The sequence below is a fragment of the Serratia sp. KG1D genome (assembly GCF_037150675.1).
In the GTDB taxonomy this organism is placed as follows: Bacteria; Pseudomonadota; Gammaproteobacteria; order Enterobacterales; family Enterobacteriaceae; genus Serratia; species Serratia nematodiphila.
In genome coordinates this window covers 1-18,165 of sequence record NZ_JBAGIH010000003.1, presented here as the reverse complement: position 1 = coordinate 18,165, position 18,165 = coordinate 1, and the positions used below count along the sequence as shown (strand labels likewise).

Annotated in this window: 12 protein-coding genes, 1 tRNA gene and 1 rRNA gene; 6 read left to right on the top strand and 8 right to left on the bottom strand. The window is 61.6% G+C overall.

Features of this window, described 5'->3' with window-relative positions:
* Positions 1 to 5: 5 nt before the first annotated feature.
* Positions 6 to 1,067, bottom strand: coding sequence for an ABC transporter substrate-binding protein (locus WFM45_RS15205; RefSeq protein ID WP_033631954.1), 1,062 nt, complete (start codon positions 1,065 to 1,067; stop codon positions 6 to 8).
* Positions 1,068 to 1,257: 190 nt separating this feature from the next.
* On the opposite strand from WFM45_RS15205, the gene WFM45_RS15200 reads away from it, so the two are divergent.
* Positions 1,258 to 1,968: a UTRA domain-containing protein gene (locus tag WFM45_RS15200; RefSeq protein ID WP_048325688.1), complete on the top strand. Its 711-nt coding sequence runs from the start codon at positions 1,258 to 1,260 to the stop codon at positions 1,966 to 1,968.
* Positions 1,969 to 2,006: 38 nt separating this feature from the next.
* Here WFM45_RS15200 and metH read toward each other — a convergent pair whose 3' ends face one another.
* Positions 2,007 to 5,702 (bottom strand): methionine synthase, encoded by a 3,696-nt coding sequence (gene metH, locus WFM45_RS15195; protein ID WP_206189159.1) that lies wholly within the window; start codon positions 5,700 to 5,702, stop codon positions 2,007 to 2,009.
* Positions 5,703 to 5,898: 196 nt separating this feature from the next.
* On the opposite strand from metH, the gene iclR reads away from it, so the two are divergent.
* From iclR to WFM45_RS15170, 5 genes are all read left to right on the top strand, one after another.
* Positions 5,899 to 6,729: a glyoxylate bypass operon transcriptional repressor IclR gene (iclR, locus tag WFM45_RS15190; RefSeq protein WP_004936648.1), complete on the top strand. Its 831-nt coding sequence runs from the start codon at positions 5,899 to 5,901 to the stop codon at positions 6,727 to 6,729.
* 251 nt (positions 6,730 to 6,980) lie between these two features.
* Entirely contained in the window at positions 6,981 to 7,520 is a 540-nt protein-coding gene (gene gntK / locus WFM45_RS15185; RefSeq protein WP_004936645.1) for a gluconokinase, read from the top strand.
* Positions 7,517 to 8,854, top strand: coding sequence for a gluconate transporter (gene gntU, locus WFM45_RS15180; RefSeq protein ID WP_015379253.1), 1,338 nt, complete (start codon positions 7,517 to 7,519; stop codon positions 8,852 to 8,854). Before gntK ends, gntU begins: the two co-directional genes overlap by 4 nt.
* A 98-nt stretch (positions 8,855 to 8,952) precedes the next feature.
* Positions 8,953 to 10,767, top strand: coding sequence for a phosphogluconate dehydratase (gene edd / locus WFM45_RS15175; RefSeq protein ID WP_336956299.1), 1,815 nt, complete (start codon positions 8,953 to 8,955; stop codon positions 10,765 to 10,767).
* Between the two features lie 54 nt (positions 10,768 to 10,821).
* Positions 10,822 to 11,463, top strand: coding sequence for a bifunctional 4-hydroxy-2-oxoglutarate aldolase/2-dehydro-3-deoxy-phosphogluconate aldolase (locus WFM45_RS15170; protein ID WP_004936635.1), 642 nt, complete (start codon positions 10,822 to 10,824; stop codon positions 11,461 to 11,463).
* A gap of 1 nt (position 11,464) precedes the next feature.
* Here WFM45_RS15170 and aceK read toward each other — a convergent pair whose 3' ends face one another.
* The 6 genes from aceK to WFM45_RS15140 all read right to left on the bottom strand — a co-directional run bounded on the left by aceK (position 11,465) and on the right by WFM45_RS15140 (position 18,157).
* Complete coding sequence (aceK, locus tag WFM45_RS15165) at positions 11,465 to 13,219, bottom strand: bifunctional isocitrate dehydrogenase kinase/phosphatase (protein ID WP_033631950.1); 1,755 nt, start codon at positions 13,217 to 13,219, stop codon at positions 11,465 to 11,467.
* Between the two features lie 69 nt (positions 13,220 to 13,288).
* Positions 13,289 to 14,596, bottom strand: a complete 1,308-nt coding sequence (gene aceA, locus WFM45_RS15160) for an isocitrate lyase (RefSeq protein ID WP_004936630.1) — start codon at positions 14,594 to 14,596, stop codon at positions 13,289 to 13,291.
* Positions 14,597 to 14,637: 41 nt separating this feature from the next.
* Positions 14,638 to 16,236, bottom strand: a complete 1,599-nt coding sequence (gene aceB, locus WFM45_RS15155; RefSeq protein ID WP_336956297.1) for a malate synthase A — start codon at positions 16,234 to 16,236, stop codon at positions 14,638 to 14,640.
* Between the two features lie 374 nt (positions 16,237 to 16,610).
* Positions 16,611 to 17,540 (bottom strand): homoserine O-acetyltransferase MetA, encoded by a 930-nt coding sequence (gene metA / locus WFM45_RS15150; RefSeq protein ID WP_004936623.1) that lies wholly within the window; start codon positions 17,538 to 17,540, stop codon positions 16,611 to 16,613.
* Between the two features lie 380 nt (positions 17,541 to 17,920).
* Positions 17,921 to 18,036 (bottom strand): 5S ribosomal RNA (gene rrf / locus WFM45_RS15145).
* 45 nt (positions 18,037 to 18,081) lie between these two features.
* A tRNA-Thr gene (locus WFM45_RS15140) sits at positions 18,082 to 18,157 on the bottom strand.
* Between the last annotated feature and the right edge of the window lie 8 nt (positions 18,158 to 18,165).

Here is an 18,165-nt window from a genome sequence, read left to right as displayed (position 1 = left end):
TTAACTCACTGCTGCATAAACATAATGACGTTTTCCTGCCACAGGCGCGGCAACGCTTTGGCGCTCTGTTCCCAGGCCGCCGGATCGGCGATCGGGTGCGCATTCTTGTACTGCTCGGCCGGCAGCAGCTTGGCCTTGACGTCGTCCGGCAGCGTCAGATGTTCGGCGCGGATCGGGCGGGCATAGCCGCGCGCCAGGTTGATCTGACCGGCGTCGGAGAAGATGTATTCGCGCGCCAGCTTGGCGGCGTTCGGGTGCTTGGCGTATTTGTTGATGATGGTGGTGTAGCCGGAAGTGATCGAGCCGTCCGACGGGATCAGCACTTCAAAGCGGGTTTTGTCGATCTGATCGCGGTAGTTCAGACCGTTGAAGTCCCATACCACGCCGACCTGCACTTCCCCTTTCTCCAGCGATGCGATCACCGGGTTACTCAGGCTCAGGCGGCCGGCCTTGGCCAGCTTGCCGAAGAATTCCAGGCCCGGCTTGAGGTTTTTCTCGTTGCCGCCCATCGCATAAGTGGCCGCCAGCACGCCGCTGGCCGCCTGCGACGCGGTGCCGACGTCGCCGATGGTGACCTGATAGCTGCCCTTGAGCAGATCGGCCCAGCTGTGCGGGATGTCTTTCACCTGTTGCTTGTTAATGATGAAGGCGATGGTGCCGGTGTAAGCCAGCGCCCAGTGGCCGTCTTTGTCTTTCGCCCACTCCGGCACCTGATCCCAGGTGGAGGGTTTGTACGGCTGCGTTACGCCCTTCTGCACCGCCACCGGGCCGAAGGCCGCGCCGACGTCACCGATGTCCGCCGTGGCGTTGTTCTTTTCCGCATCAAATTTGGCGATCTCCTGCGCGGAGCTCATGTCGGTATCGACATGCTTCAGGCCGTATTTGCTCAACAGATCTTGCCAGGTGCCTTTCCAGTTGGCCCAGCTGTCCGGCATGCCGACGCTGTTGACTTCGCCTTCTTTCTTCGCGGCCTGCTCCAGCGCCGCCAGATCGGTATCCGCGGCCCAGCTCATCTGGCTGGATAACACGATGGCACTGGTTAACACAGAAGCGCACAAACGTTTCATAACTGATGCTCCAGGTGGTAGTGTGGGGATGGCTGGACTAGTCCAGCAAGGACCAAACCAATCTAACGGACGAATGTGATAATTATATGTCAGCTTAAAAAAGCGACAGTTTTATCACCCATTGCAACGGCGAAAACGCGACGCTGGTCTACCTTAAAGGCCAAACGCACTGAAACGGGACACCCGCTGTATGAGTGAAGCACCGACGACCGTCGCCACCATCTGCCAAACGCTGCACGCCCGCATCACCGCCGGCGAGTTCGCCGCGGGCGGCAAGCTGCCCTCCGAGCGCGCCCTGAGCGAACAGTTCGCCACCACCCGAATTACCCTGCAGGAGGCGCTCGGCCAGCTGGAGGCGCAGGGCGTCATCTACCGCCAGATGCGGCGCGGCTGGTTTATCTCGCCGCCACGTCTGATCTATAACCCGCTGCAGCGCAGCCATTTTCACGCCATGGCGCAGCAACAGGGGCGCGCCGCGCATACCGAAGCGATCGACAGCGCGGTCGTCACGCTCGACGCGCCGCTGGCCGGCCGCCTGGCGCTTCCCCCCGGCGCCGAGGCCTATCGCATTCGCCGGCTGCGCTACATCGACGGGCGCGCGGTGCTGTACTGCGAGCACTACCTCAATCCGGCCTATTTCCCCGGCATTCTGGACGAAGATCTGACCCAGTCGCTGACCGCGCTGTACGCCGCACGCTACGGCATTCACTACGGCCGGGTACGTTTCGACATGCTGCCCACCCTGCTGCCGCAGCAGGCCGCCGCCATGCTGAAGGTGACCTACGGCAGCCCGGCGCTGTTCATTACGCGGGTGAATCGCGATCAACATGACCGGGTGATCGATTGCGACCTGGAGTATTGGCGGTACGACGCGCTGCACATCGATGTGGAAGCGCTGTAAATGACAAGGGCGCATCGCTGCGCCCTTAAAGAGGAAGGTCAGTCGGCGTCGTAGCCGAGGTTTGGCGCCAGCCAGCGTTCGACCTCGCTCACGCTCATCCCTTTACGCGCCGCATAGTCTTCCACCTGATCGCGCTGGATCTGCGCCACCGCGAAGTACTTGCTCTCAGGATGGCTGAAGTACCAGCCGGACACCGCCGCCCCCGGCCACATGGCGAAGGACTCCGTCAGTTCCATGCCGGTGTGGCGGTTGACGTCCAGCAGCTGCCAGATGGTTGCTTTTTCGGTGTGCTCCGGGCAGGCCGGGTAGCCCGGCGCCGGCCGGATGCCCTGATAGTTTTCGCGGATCAGCTCTTCGTTGCTCAGGTTCTCGTCGGCGGCATAACCCCAGTGCAACTTGCGCACCTGTTCGTGCAGGTATTCAGCGAAAGCCTCCGCCAGACGATCCGCCAACGCCTTGACCATGATTTTGTTGTAATCGTCGTGCTGTGCGTCGTACGCCGCGGCCAGTGCGTCCTCCTCCAGCCCGCCGGTCACCGCGAAGGCACCGAAGTAGTCGGCCTTACCGCTGCTTTTCGGCGCCACAAAGTCCGCCAGACAATAGTTCGGGAAGTCGGTTTTTTCCGTCTGCTGGCGCAGATGGCGGCTCACCGCCAGCACCTCGCCGCGCTGTTCGTCGCGGTACACTTCCACGTCGTCGCCGACGCGGTTGGCCGGGAACAGGCCGTAAACGCCGCGCGGGTTGAGGCTGCGCTCGGCGGCCAGCCGATCCAGCATCTGATTGGCGTCGTGGAACAGACGCTTGGCCTCTTCCCCCACCACCTCGTCTTCCAGGATGCGCGGGTATTTGCCCGCCAGCGACCAGGTCATGAAGAACGGCGTCCAGTCGATATAATGGCGCAGCGTCTCGATGCCTGCCGACACCGGGAAGACGCCAAGCTGCCGTGGCGCCGGCGGCTGATAGTCGGCCCAGTCCAGCGCCATGGCGTTGGCGCGCGCCTTGTGCAAATCGACCGGCGGCGTGCGCGGTTTTTTGCGCGCGTGCTGAATGCGCACCGTTTCATACTCTTTGCGGGTGCGCGCCACAAACTCATCGCGCTGGGTGGCGGACAGCAGCGCCGCCACCACGCCCACGGTGCGCGAGGCGTTTTGCACGTAGGTGGTCGGGCCGCTGTAGTTCTGCTCGATTTTCACCGCGGTGTGCGCCTTGGAGGTGGTGGCGCCGCCGATCAGCAGCGGCAGCGTAAAGCCCTGGCGCTCCATCTCTTTGGCCACGTTGACCATCTCGTCGAGCGACGGCGTGATCAGCCCCGACAGGCCGATGATGTCGACATTCTCCTCGCGCGCGGTGCGCAGGATTTTCTCCGTCGGCACCATCACGCCCAGATCGACGATTTCATAGTTGTTGCACTGCAGCACCACGCCGACGATGTTCTTGCCGATGTCGTGCACGTCGCCCTTCACCGTCGCCAACAGGATTTTCCCCGCGGAGGTGCCCTGCTGCTTGCTGGCCTCGATGTACGGTTCCAGGTAGGCCACCGCCTGCTTCATCACGCGGGCGGATTTCACCACCTGCGGCAGGAACATCTTGCCCTCGCCGAACAGATCGCCGACCACGTTCATCCCCGCCATCAGCGGCCCTTCGATCACTTCGATCGGGCGTTCGGCCTGCTGCCGCGCTTCTTCGGTGTCCAGTTCGATAAACTCGGTGATGCCCTTCACCAGCGAATACTCCAGCCGCTTTTCCACCGGCCAACCGCGCCACTCCGCCTGCTGCACCGCCGCTTCGCCGTCTTTGCTGCCGCGGTACTTTTCCGCCAGCTCCAGCAGGCGTTCGGTGCCGTCCTCGCGACGGTTGAGGATCACGTCCTCTACCGCCTCGCGCAGCTCGCCAGGCAGATCGTCGTAAATCGCCAGCTGCCCGGCGTTGACGATGCCCATGTCCATGCCGTTGCGAATGGCGTGATACAGGAACACCGCGTGGATCGCCTCGCGCACCGGATCGTTGCCGCGGAACGAGAACGACACGTTAGACACGCCGCCGGAGATCATCGCGTGCGGCAGGTGGGTTTTGATGTCGGCGCAGGCTTCGATAAAGTCGACGGCGTAGTTGTTGTGCTCTTCGATGCCGGTGGCGACGGCGAAGATGTTCGGGTCGAAAATGATGTCTTCCGGCGGGAAACCGACGCGTTCGGTCAAAATTTTATAGGCGCGGCGACAGATCTCGAACTTGCGCTCGCGCGTGTCCGCCTGGCCCACTTCGTCGAACGCCATCACCACCACCGCGGCGCCATAGCGGCGCACCAGCCGGGCGTGGTGGATAAAGGCCTCTTCGCCCTCCTTCATCGAGATCGAGTTGACGATGCCCTTGCCCTGAATGCACTTCAGGCCTTTCTCGATAACGGACCACTTGGAGGAGTCGATCATGATCGGCACCCGGGCGATATCCGGCTCGCCGGCGATCAGGTTGAGGAAGCGCACCATCGCCGCTTCGGCGTCGAGCATCCCCTCGTCCATGTTGATATCGATGATCTGCGCGCCACTCTCGACCTGCTGGCGCGCCACGTCGAGCGCCTCGTTGTATTTCTCTTCTTTGATCAAACGCTTGAAACGTGCCGAACCGGTGACGTTGGTGCGCTCGCCGACGTTGACGAACAGCGTGTTGGCGTCGATGGTCAGCGGTTCCAGACCGGCCAGGCGGCAGGCGACCGGGAGCTCCGGCAGCCGGCGCGGCGGCACGCCCTCGACCGCCTTGGCCATCGCGGCGATATGTTCCGGCGTGGTGCCGCAGCAGCCGCCGATGATATTGAGGAAGCCGGCCTGCGCCCACTCCCCGACCTGGCGCGCCATCTCGGCCGCATCCAGATCGTACTCGCCGAAGGCGTTCGGCAAACCGGCGTTCGGGTGCGCGGTGACGTAGGTCTCCGAGATGCGCGCCAGCTCGGCGACGTACTGACGCAGCTCATCCGGCCCCAGGGCGCAGTTCAGGCCGAAGGTCAGCGGCTTGACGTGGCGCAGCGAATTGTAAAACGCTTCGGTGGTCTGGCCGGACAGGGTGCGGCCGGAGGCGTCGGTGATGGTGCCGGAAATCATGATCGGCAGTTCCACCCCCAGCGCTTCGAATTCGGTTTCCACCGCAAAAGCGGCGGCCTTGGCGTTCAGGGTGTCGAAGATGGTTTCGATCATGATCAGATCGACGCCGCCCTCCACCAGCGCGCGGGTCGATTCGCGGTACGCCGCCACCAGTTCATCGAACGAAATGTTGCGAAATGCCGGATCGTTGACGTTCGGCGAGATGGACGCGGTGCGGTTGGTCGGCCCCAGCACCCCGGCGACGTAGCGCGGTTTTTCCGGCGTGCGCGCCGTCCATTCGTCGGCGCAGGCGCGCGCCAGGCAGGCGGCCTGATAGTTAATCTCGGCGGACAGCGACTCCATGTGGTAGTCAGCCATGGCGATGGAGGTGGAGTTGAAGGTATTGGTCTCAAGGATATCGGCGCCCGCCTCAAGATAGGCGTAATGAATGGCGGTGATCACTTCCGGCTTGGTCAGCACCAGCAGATCGTTATTGCCTTTCAGATCGCTGCGCCAATCGGCGAAACGCTCACCGCGGAAATCGCGCTCGTCCAGGCGATAGCTCTGGATCATGGTGCCCATGCCGCCGTCCAACACCAAAATGCGCTGCGCTAACTGGCGGCGCAGTTGTTCTACTCGATTCGTCACTGTAACCCCTTCCATTGCCATCCAGCCCATTGCTCAACTGCCGCAAAAACCAACGAGTCATCCTAGCACAGCTTGTAAGGACAAAGGGCCAGGCGGCAATTGAGAGTTTTTCAGGTTGTGCGCCAACACCTCCGATGAGCTGACGGCGGCTTGCAATTTATCGACAAAAAACGAAAATGAATTCCATCATACGGAAAAAGGAATCTCACCCATGGCCACCCCTGCTCCCGCCAAGCGCGGCAAGAAGCCCCGCGCAGCAGCCCCCGCCGCCAGTGCGGCGACCGGTCAGGTACAATCGTTGACCCGTGGCCTGAAACTGTTGGAATACATTTCGGAAGCCCAGGGCAACGTGGCCCTGACCGATCTGGCCCAGCAGGCCGGCCTGCCGAACTCCACCACTCACCGCCTGCTCACCACCATGCAGCAGCAGGGATTCGTGCGCCAGGTCGGCGATCTCGGCCTGTGGACCATCGGCTCGCACGCCTTTGTGGTCGGCAGCAGCTTCCTGCAAAGCCGCAACCTGCTGGCGATGGTGCATCCGACGCTGCGCCGCCTGATGGAAGAGTCCGGCGAGACCGTCAACCTGGCGGTACTGGATACCAGCGAGTACCAGGCGATCATCATCGATCAGGTGCAGTGCACAGCGCTGATGCGCATGTCGGCGCCGATCGGCGGCAAACTGCCGATGCACGCCTCCGGCGCCGGTAAAGCGTTCCTCGCCACCCTGCCGGACGATCAGGTGACCAAACTGCTGCACAAGAAAGGCATGCACACCTACACGCCGCATACCCTGACGCCACACAACCTGAAAGAGGGGCTGGCGCAGATCCGCAAGCAGGGCTTCTCCTTTGACGACGAAGAGCACGCGCTCGGGCTGCGCTGCGTGGCGGCCTGCATCTTCGACGAGCACCGCGAAGCCTTCGCCGCCATTTCCATCTCCGGCCCGGTGTCGCGCATCACCGACGATCGCGTGATCGAGCTGGGCGCGCTGGTGATCCACGCGGCGAAAGAGATCAGCCTGGCCTACGGCGGCGTGCGCTAATCCCGCTCATCCGAGGGGCGCCCAGTGCGCCCCTGCTCCCCTGCCATGCTCTGTTGTCAGCATGTAACAGGCTGTCGGCATCCTGTTTAGCGCACAGGAAAAAAGCTTGAAGCCGATCACAGTTAACGATCCTCACGGCGAAAGCCCATTGCAACCGCTCAAACTTCCTTCGACAATGTTACCGATAACATGTTACCGGTAACAAACAAACTGAACGAAGGTAACGTCACCCGGTGTTTTGGAGCCAAGCCATGACCAACAATCAAAATCGCATTTACGTCGTTATGGGCGTTTCCGGCAGCGGCAAGTCCGCCGTCGCCGCCGCTGCGGCCCGCCAACTCTCCGCCGGCTTCCTCGACGGCGACTTCCTGCACCCACGCAGCAACATCCTGAAGATGGCCGCCGGCGAGGCGTTGAACGACGACGATCGCGCGCCGTGGCTGGCCGCGCTCAACGACGCCGCCTTCGCCATGCAGCGCACCAACAACGTGTCGATCATCGTCTGCTCGGCGTTGAAAAAGCAGTATCGCGACCGCCTGCGCGCCGGCAACGGCAACCTGTCATTCATCTATCTGCACGGTGAGTTCCCGGTGATCGAATCCCGCCTGGCGGCGCGCAACGGCCACTTCTTCAAGCCGCAGATGCTGGTCACCCAGTTCGCCGCGCTGGAGCAACCGGGCGCCGACGAGAACGACGTGATGGCGATCGACATCAATCAGCCGCTGGATGCGGTGATCGCCGATACCGTGCGCCATATCCAAAGCTTCCTGCCGCAGGACGTGTGCGCGTGAGTACCGTAACGCTGGTCGGTACCGCAGTCGGCTCGGTTTTACTGCTGTTATTCCTGGTGATGAAGGCGCGCATGCACGCCTTCGTCGCGCTGATGCTGGTGTCCATCGCCGCCGGCATTTTCTCCGGCATGCCGCTGGAACACATCGCCGACACCATGCAAAAAGGCATGGGCGACACGCTGGGCTTCCTGGCGATCGTGGTGGCGCTCGGGGCGATGTTCGGCAAGATCCTGCATGAGGTCGGCGCGCTCGATCAAATTGCGGCGCAATTGCTGAAACGATTCGGACAAAGCAAGGCGCACTACGCGCTCGGCATCGCCGGGCTGATCTGCGCGCTGCCGCTGTTCTTCGACGTGGCGGTGGTGCTGCTGATCGGCATCGTATTCGCCGTGGCGCGCCGCACCGACGGCAATATCGTCAAGCTGGCTATTCCGCTGTTCGCCGGCGTGGCCGCCGCCGCCTCCTTCCTGCTGCCGGGGCCGGTGCCGATGCTGCTGGCGTCGCAGATGAAGGCCGATTTCGGCTGGATGATCGCCATCGGCCTGGTGGCGGCGGTGATCGGCATGCTGATCGCCGGCCCGCTGTACGGCAGCTTTATCAGCCGCTTCGTCAACTGGCCGATGCCGCCGGAAGAGAATGAGCCGACGCTGACCAAGGGCAATCTGCCGTCGTTCGGCTTCAGCCTGGCGCTAGTGCTGTGCCCGCTGGTGCTGGTCGGCATGAAAACCATCGGCGCGCGGCTGGTCACCCCCGGTTCGCAGCTGCAGCAGTGGCTGGAGTTTATCGGCCACCCGTTCACCGCCATCCTGCTGGCCTGCCTGATCGTGATTTACGGCCTGGCGAAACCGCGCGGCATGAGCAACGAACAGACCCTGGCCATCTGCTCCGCCGCGGTGCAGCCGGCCGGGATCATCCTGCTGATGACCGGCGCCGGCGGAGTGTTCAAGCAGATCCTGGTGGATTCCGGCGTCGGGCCGGCGCTGGGTGACGCCATGATCGGCGCCGGCCTGCCGATCGCCGTAGCCGCATTCGCGTTGTCCGCCATGGTGCGGGTGATCCAGGGCTCGGCCACCGTCGCCTGCCTGACCACCGTCGGCCTGGTGCTGCCGGTCACCAGCCAGCTTGGGCTCAGCGGCGGGCAACTGGCCGCGCTGGCCATCTGCATTGCCGGCGGCTCCATCGTGCTGAGCCACGTCAACGACGCCGGCTTCTGGCTGTTCGGCAAATTCACCGGCGCCAACGAACTGCAAACGCTGAAAACCTGGACGGTGATGGAAACCATTCTGGGCAGCGTCGGCGGCGCCATCGGCATGATTGCATTCACGATGTTTTAAATCCTAAATCGCCCCCGGCCTTGCACACCAGGGCTGCAAATCACCCCCGGGGGCACCGCCACAGGCGGCGACTATAACAACAGCAATGTGAGGAAGGCATGATTAATCCAACCTTGTCCCGTGTCACACAGCGCATCATCGACCGTTCCCAGGCCAGCCGCGCCGCCTATCTGGCGCGTATCGAGGCGGCCCGCTCCCAAACCGTCCACCGCGCGCAGCTCGCCTGCGGCAACCTGGCCCACGGTTTCGCCGCCTGTCAGCCCGATGACAAGGCGTCGCTGAAAAACATGGTGCGCAGCGATATCGCCATCATCACCGCCTACAACGACATGCTGTCGGCCCACCAGCCGTACGAACATTACCCACAGCGGCTGAAACAGGCGCTGAAGGCGGTGGGCGCCGTGGGCCAGGTGGCCGGCGGCGTGCCGGCGATGTGCGACGGCGTGACGCAGGGGCAGGACGGCATGGAGCTGTCGCTGATGAGCCGTGACGTGATCGCCATGTCGGCCGCCGTCGGCCTGTCGCACAATATGTTCGACGGCGCGCTGTTCCTCGGCATCTGCGACAAGATCGTGCCGGGGCTGGTGATGGCCGCCCTCTCCTTCGGCCACCTGCCCGCGCTGTTCGTGCCGGCCGGCCCGATGAGCAGCGGCCTGCCGAACAAGGAAAAAGTGCGCGTGCGCCAGCTGTACGCCGAGGGCAAAGCCGACCGTTTGGCGTTGCTGGAAGCCGAGGCTGCCTCTTATCACGGCATCGGCACCTGCACCTTCTACGGCACCGCCAACACCAACCAGATGGTGATGGAAGTGATGGGTTTGCATCTGCCGGGCGCCTCCTTCGTCCATCCTGACACGCCGCTGCGCGATGCGCTGAACGACGCCGCCGCGCGCCAGGTGACCCGACTGACCGACACCGCCGGCAACTACCTGCCGATCGGCCGCCTGGTGGACGAGAAAGTGGTGGTGAACGGCATCGTCTCGCTGCTGGCGACCGGCGGCTCAACCAACCTGACCATGCATCTGGTGGCGATGGCACGCGCGGCGGGCATCATCATCACCTGGGATGATTTCTCGGAGCTGTCGGAGGCGGTGCCGCTGCTGTGCCGCATCTACCCGAACGGCCCGGCCGACATCAACCAATTCCAGGCCGCCGGCGGCGTGCCGCTGGTGGTGCGTGAGCTGCTGCAACACGGCCTGCTGCACGAAGACGTGCATACCGTGGCCGGTTTCGGCCTGCGCCGCTACACCCAGGAACCGTGGCTGGACAACGGCCAATTGGTATGGCGCGAAGGCGTGGCCGGCTCGCTCGACGCCAGCGTGATCGCCAGCGTGGCCCAGCCGTTTGAACATCACGGCGGCACCAAAGTGATGGCCGGCAATCTGGGCCGCGCGGTGATGAAAACCTCGGCGGTGCCCGCCGACAACCAGATCATCGAAGCGCCGGCGGTGGTGTTCGACAGCCAGCACGATATCGTGTCGGCGTTCGAAGCCGGCAAGCTGGATCGCGATTGCGTGGTGGTGGTGCGCTTCCAGGGGCCGCAGGCCAACGGCATGCCGGAGCTGCACAAGCTGATGCCGCCGCTGGGCGTGTTGATGGATCGCGGCTTCAAAGTGGCGCTGGTGACCGACGGCCGCCTGTCCGGCGCCTCCGGCAAGGTGCCTTCCGCCATTCACGTCACCCCGGAAGCCTATACCGGCGGCCTGCTGGCGAAAGTGCGCGACGGCGATCCGATCCGCGTCAACGGCCGCAGCGGCGAACTGCAGGTGCTGGTCGACGCCGACGAGTTGGCGCGGCGCACGCCATGCCAACCCGATCTGAGCGCGGAACACATCGGCTGCGGCCGCGAGCTGTTCGGCGCGCTGCGCAGCCAGCTGTCAGGCGCCGAGCAGGGCGCCTGCTGCATCAAATTTTAATCGATAGCCTGGCCGCATCGCCGCCTGGCGGCGGCCACAGAGGAGAACGTCAGCATGAACAAGTGGACAACAAGCGCCGAGCAGATCCTGACGGCGGGGCCGGTGGTGCCGGTCATCGTGATCAACAAGCTGGAACATGCGGTGCCGTTGGCGAAAGCGTTGGTCGCCGGCGGTGTGCGGGTGCTGGAGGTGACGCTGCGCACCGCCTGCGCCATGGACGCCATTCGCGCCATCGCCCAAGAGGTGCCGGAAGCGATCATCGGCGCCGGTACGGTGATCAATCCGCAGCAGCTGCGGGAAGTGACCGAAGCCGGTGCGCAGTTCGCCATCAGCCCAGGTCTGACCGACGAGCTGCTCAAAGCCGCCACCGCCGGTTCCATTCCCTTGATCCCGGGCATCAGCACCGTTTCCGAACTGATGCAGGGCATGGATTACGGCCTGCGCGAGTTTAAATTCTTCCCGGCGGAAGCCAACGGCGGCGTAAAAGCGCTGCAGGCGATCGGCGGCCCGTTCCCGCAGGTGCGTTTTTGCCCGACCGGCGGCATCTCGCCGGACAACTACCGCAGCTATCTGGCGCTGAAAAGCGTGCTGTGCATCGGCGGCTCCTGGCTGGTGCCGGCGGACGCGCTCGAAAGCGGCGACTACGCGCGCATCACTGAACTGGCGCGCGCCGCCGTCGCGGGCGCCGAGGCCTGATTTACATCGCAGCGGTGGCGGCCGGCAGCGCCGCCCCGCTGCGCTGGCTGAACCGCTGCTTCTTGCGATAAGCAAATACGTCTTCCACATGCCCTTCGCGGATGCGCTGCTGCAACCCGCGCCAATACTCCGCGGTAAACAGATCGCTGTGCAGCTCTTCAAACACCTGCCGAATGCGCCGATCGCCGCACAGAAAGTGGCGGAACTCTTCCGGGAACACGTCGTTGGGCGCGATGCTGTACCACGGCTCGCTGGCCAACTCATCTTCCGGATAACGCGGCGGCGGGATATCGCGGAAGTTGACCTCGGTCATGTAGCAAATCTCGTCGTAGTCATAGAACACCACCCGCCCGTGGCGCGTCACGCCAAAGTTCTTGAACAGCATGTCGCCGGGGAAGATATTGGCGGCGGCTAACTGCTTGATCGCGTTGCCGTACTCTTCAATCGCATCGCGCATCTGCTGGTCGTTGGCCTGCTCCAGATACAGATTCAGCGGCGTCATGCGCCGTTCCATATACAGGTGCTTAATCACAATGCGATCGCCGAGATCTTCCAGTTTGCCCGGCACTTCGCGCCGCAGCTCCGCCAACAGTTCCGGGCTGAGGCGCGCCTTGTCGACGACGAAATTTTCGTACTCCTGGGTATCCGCCATACGCCCGACGCGATCGTGCTCTTTCACCAGCTGATAGCAAGCCATCACCTGCGCCTGCGTCACCTCTTTTTGCGGGGCGAATTCGTCCTTGATCACTTTAAACACCCGATCGAAGGACGGCAGAGTAAACACCAGCATCACCATGCCCTTCACCCCCGGCGCGATGATGAACTGCTCCTGCGACTGCGCCATAAAGGTCAGGTATTCGCGGTAGCATTCAGTTTTGCCGTGCTTCTGGCAGCCGATCGCCATGTACAGCTCGGCGGTGGTCTTGCCCGGCAGGATCTCGCGCAGCCACTCGACCATCGCCGCCGGCAGCGGCGCGTAGACCATGAAATAAGAACGGGCGAAGCCGAAGACGATGCTGGCCTCAGCCTTACCGGTCAGGCAGGCATCGATAAACAGCGCGCCCGACTCGCTGTGGTGGATCGGCAGCAAGAACGGATAAACGCCGTCAGCCAGGCGCAGCTTGCCGACCAGCCAGGCGGCTTTGTTGCGATAGAACAGTTCGTTGGCGATCTGAAAGGTGGCCCCCGCCAGTTGCTGCGGACTGAAGGCGCGCTGCAGCGCCTGGGTGATATAGCGAATATCGCGCGTCAAATCTTCCCACGGCAACCGCAGCGGCAGATCGCTCAGCACGCTGCGCAGCATCGCCGGCAGATCGCCATTGGAGGTGAAATCGCGCGCCAGCGGACGCGGAATGTCGCGAAAGCGCCGTTCCGGTTGCGAACTGAACACGAACAGCTTGTCCGGCGTCAGATCGCGATGCTTGAACAGCCGGCAGTAGACCGAGTTAAAAAAGCTTTCGGCTATCTCGAAACGCGGGTAGTCCGGCAGCAGATCGATATAAACCGCTTTGACCCGGCTGGGGAAGTCGGCGTCGAAATATTTCTGCCCGGTGATGCATTTGAGCTGCTCCACCACCAGGCCGACGTGATGGTCATACAGATGGATGCGCTTTTTCATCGCCTGCTGCACCGCCGGCCAGTCCGCCTGCTCGAAGCGCTGCTGCGCGCCGGCGGTCACCTCCAGAAAGCGGCCATACTGCGCATCGAAGCCCTGCAGGATCGTCTGTGCGATCAACAACTCCAGTTTTGCCGCCATCCTTACCCCCGCCAGAAAAAGAAGCCTGCGCATGCAGGCTCCGGGTGAAACGTCTTCAAGCTTGCCGCATCAGAACTGCTGTTCTTCCGTCGAACCGGTCAGCGCGGTGACCGAAGAGGCGCCGCCCTGAATGATGGTGGTGACCTTGTCGAAGTAGCCGGTGCCCACCTCCTGCTGGTGCGACGCAAAGGTGTAACCGCGATCCACCGCGGCGAACTCCGCCTGCTGCACCTTCTCTACGTAGTGTTTCATGCCCTCGCCCTGCGCATAGGCGTGCGCCAGGTCGAACATGTTGAACCACATGCTGTGGATGCCCGCCAGCGTGATGAACTGATACTTGTAGCCCATGTCCGACAGCGCCTGCTGGAAGCGCGCGATGGTCTGATCGTCGAGGTTCTTCTTCCAGTTGAACGACGGCGAGCAGTTGTAGGCCAGCAGCTTGCCCGGGTATTTGGCGTGAATGGCGTCGGCGAAGCGCTGAGCGGCATCCAGATCCGGCGTTGAGGTTTCGCACCACACCATATCGGCGTAAGGGGCATAGGCCAGGCCGCGGCTGATCGCCTGCTCGACGCCTGCATGGGTGCGGAAGAAGCCTTCCGCCGTGCGCTCGCCGGTGACGAAGGCGCTGTCATACGGATCGCAATCGGACGTCAGCAGGTCGGCCGCATCGGCGTCGGTACGGGCGATCACCAGCGTCGGCACGCCGAGCACGTCGGCCGCCAGGCGAGCGGCGACCAGCTTCTGGATCGCTTCCTGTGTCGGCACCAGTACTTTGCCGCCCATATGACCGCATTTCTTCACCGCCGCCAACTGGTCTTCGAAGTGCACCCCGGCGGCGCCGGCGGTGATCATCGCTTTCATCAGCTCGAAGGCGTTCAGCACGCCGCCGAAGCCGGCTTCCGCATCGGCGACAATCGGCAGGAAGTAATCGGTGTAGCCTTTGCTGCCCGGCTCAATCTGGTTCGCCCACTGGATCTGATCGGCGCGGCGGAAGGTGTTGTTGATGCGCTCGACCACCTTCGGCACCGAGTCCACCGGATACAACGACTGGTCAGGGTACATGGCCGCCGCGCTGTTGGCGTCGGCCGCCACCTGCCAGCCGGACAGGTAGATAGCCTCGACGCCGGCTTTAGCCTGCTGCAGCGCCTGGCCGCCGGTCAGCGCGCCCAGGCAGTTCACGTAGCCTTTGCGCGCCTTGCCGTTCAGCAACGCCCACAGTTTGGCGGCGCCGTTTTGCGCCAGGGTGCATTCCGGGTTGACCGAACCGCGCAGGTTGATCACGTCTTCGGCGCTGTAAGGGCGGGTGATGCCTTCCCAACGGGCCGATTTCCATTCCTGTTCCAGCTGCTGGATCTGTTGAGAGCGAGAGGTAGACATAATTTTTATCCTTTCATTCATGTAGGGTTGATTGGGAAAGTTCAGGCCAGCAGCTCATAGCCGGGCAACGTCAGGAAATCGATTAATTCATCTTGCGTGGTGATGCGCTCCATCAGGCCCGCCGCCTCTTCGAACCGGCCGGCGTTAAAGCGCGCTTCCCCTACTTCTTCACGCACCACCAACATCTCTTCTTGCAACATCTGGCGGAACAGCGCCTTGGTGACCGGGCGCCCGTCGTTCAGGCTCTTCTCGTGGTGGATCCACTGCCAGATAGAGGTACGGGAGATCTCCGCCGTCGCGGCATCTTCCATCAACCCATAGATAGGCACGCAGCCGTTGCCGGAGATCCAGGCTTCGATGTACTGCACCGCCACGCGGATATTGGCGCGCATCCCCGCTTCGGTGCGTTCGCCGTCGCATGGTTCCAACAGCTGCGCGGCGCTGATTGGCGCATCCTGCTCACGCATCACGTCCAGCTGATTCTGGCGATCGCCCAATGCCTTGCCGAACACATCCATCACCGTGTCCGCCAGCCCCGGGTGCGCCACCCAGGTGCCGTCGTGGCCATTGTTGGCCTCCAGCTCTTTGTCCGCCCGCACCTTGTTCAGCACCCAGGCGTTTTTCTCAGCGTCTTTGCTCGGGATAAACGCCGCCATGCCGCCCATGGCGAAGGCGCCGCGCTTATGACAGGTTTTGATCAACAGACGTGAATAGGCGCTGAGGAAAGGTTTCTCCATGGTCACCGACTGACGATCAGGCAGCACGCGATCGCCGTGGTTCTTCAGCGTTTTGATGTAGCTGAAGATGTAATCCCAGCGGCCGCAGTTCAGGCCGACGATGTGATCGCGCAGGTGATAGAGGATCTCGTCCATCTGGAACACCGCCGGCAGGGTTTCGATCAGCACGGTCGCCTTGATGGTGCCGCGTGGCAGATCGAAACGATCCTCGGTAAAGCTGAAGACATCGCTCCACCAGGCCGCTTCTTCCCAGGACTGGGTTTTCGGCAGGTAGAAATACGGGCCGCTGCCCTTGGCCAACAGCTGGCGATAGTTGTGATAAAAATACAGCGCGAAATCGAACAGGCCGCCGGGAATGGCTTCATCACGCCACAGCACGTGTTTTTCCGGCAAATGCAGGCCGCGGACACGAGCGATCAACACCGCCGGATTCGGTTTCAGCTGGTAGATCTTGCCGGCTTCGTTGGTGTAGGAGATGGTGCCGTTAACCGCATCGTGCAGGTTGATTTGACCGTCGATGACTTTGTCCCAGCTTGGCGCCAGGGAGTCTTCGAAGTCCGCCATAAATACTTTTACGTTGGCGTTCAACGCATTGATCACCATCTTGCGTTCTACCGGCCCGGTGATCTCGACCCGGCGATCGCGCAAGTCTTGCGGGATGCCGCGGATCTGCCAGTCGCCTTCACGAATGGAATTGGTTTCCGAAATAAATCCAGGCAGCTCGCCGCGATCGATATTTTGCTGCCAGCGGGCACGCGCCGCCAGCAGCTCATTGCGCCGCGGCGTGAATTTCCTCACCAGTTCCGCCAGGAATTCAACCGCTTCATCCGTTAATACCTGGCGCTCCGCAGCGGCGAAACCCTGGGTAAACCTTAACTCCGTGCCTGCTATCTGTTGCGTCATGACCTTGCTCCTTCCCATCATTGCGCCCGAGCGACCGGCGCATTTTCATCAGAAATCACTGTGGATCAGGGCGGATGAAACGATCCTAAACTGGTCAGATCTCATCCCGATAGCTCTAAGAATACTCAACAAAAAATAAAAATCAAAAACCATTTCCATTTTATTATTAAATATTTTATTAACACTTTATTATCAATTGGTTAGAACAAATAACATAACCAGCAGGTAAGGAAACCGGTTCCAATAGAATCGCGAAGACAGGCTAACGCGCTGTTGGCCAATGGTTTTTTAGGAAAAGTGGCGGGTAAAAAGAGGATCGTACAGAGGATCAACAGCGCGGCGGCCTCGATTCAGCCGCCGGCAGGCAGAAAAGATCAGTCGAGAGTCGGATTCATATGGCGCAGATCGTAAGGCGTGATCTGGTAGACGTAATAGTTGAGCCAATTGGAAAACAGCAGGTGGCCATGGCTGCGCCAGGTGGCTTTCGGTGTCAGTGCGGGGTTGTCATCGGGGAAGTAGTTGAGCGGTACGGCAGGATCGAGGCCAGCTTCGTTGTCGCGACAATACTCCCCGGCCAGGGTCAGTGCATCATACTCAGGATGGCCGGTGACAAACGCCAGGCGCTTATCCCTGCTGGCGAACAGATAGGCACCGGCCTGCTCGGATTCGGCCAGAATATCCAGGTCGGTATATTGGCGAATCACCTCGGTCGGGAAATCGGCATAACGTGAATGCGGCGCCAGGAAGCTTTCGTCGAAGCCGCGCGTCAGCAACGCATGCTGCTGCAGCGTTTGGTGCGGATAAACGCCGGAGAGCTTCACTTCGCGCGTCATCTTGGGAATGCCGTACAGGATGTTCAACGCCGCTTGTACTGCCCAGCACACGAACAGCGTAGAGGTGACATGGTTTTTGGCCCAGTCAATGACCCGTTCGATCTGCGGCCAGTAGGCAACATCGCAGAAATCAACCAGCCCCAGCGGCGCACCGGTGACGATCAGGCCATCGAAGTTCTCATTCTGGATATCCTCGAAGTCGCAGTAGAAGTTGTTCAGATGCTCGGCCGGCGTGTTCTTCGATTCGCGGCTGTCGATGCGCAACAGCTGGATATCAATCTGCAGCGGCGAGTTGGACAACAGACGCAGAAACTGGTTTTCCGTTTCGATCTTCTTTGGCATCAGGTTGAGGATCAGCACTTTCAGTGGCCTGATTTCCTGTGTTTTTGCCCGCGAGGATGTCATCACGAAGACATTCTCACCGCGCAAGAAATTGACCGCAGGTAACTCATCAGGAACACGAATCGGCATTGCTTAACCCTCACACATCCATTTATACGTTTAGACTTCTAGATGCCCGAAGATAGCGTTTTTTTTCGTCTCTGTCGAGCATTCAACGGAAAGGTGAAAATGTTTCATTGCGCGAGGATCGCCAGGATATCGGCGCGGGAGATGAGAAGCTCTAAAGCAAAAAGGCCATCCTTTCGGATGGCCTCTTGGCTTATTTGATGCTTGGCAGTGTCCTACAGTATTCGTCTCATCCTGAGACTCTCCCCTGCGGGGCCGCCGCAAGCGGCGTTAAGGCCCGTTCCCGACGGGCCTTTCGCATGCCCATGCTCGAGCAGAACACCAAATAACAGACAAAACAAAAAGCCCCATGCTTTCGCATGAGGCTTGTTGTTTTATTTGATGCTTGGCAGTGTCCTACTCTCGCATGGGGAGACCCCACACTACCATCGGCGCTACGGCGTTTCACTTCTGAGTTCGGCATGGGGTCAGGTGGGACCACCGCGCTATTGCCGCCAAGCAAATTCTTTTTTCTGCCGAACTTCTAAACCCACTTTAAATAAAGTGGTGCTGATACCCAGAGTCGAACTGGGGACCTCACCCTTACCAAGGGTGCGCTCTACCAACTGAGCCATATCAGCACGCTTAA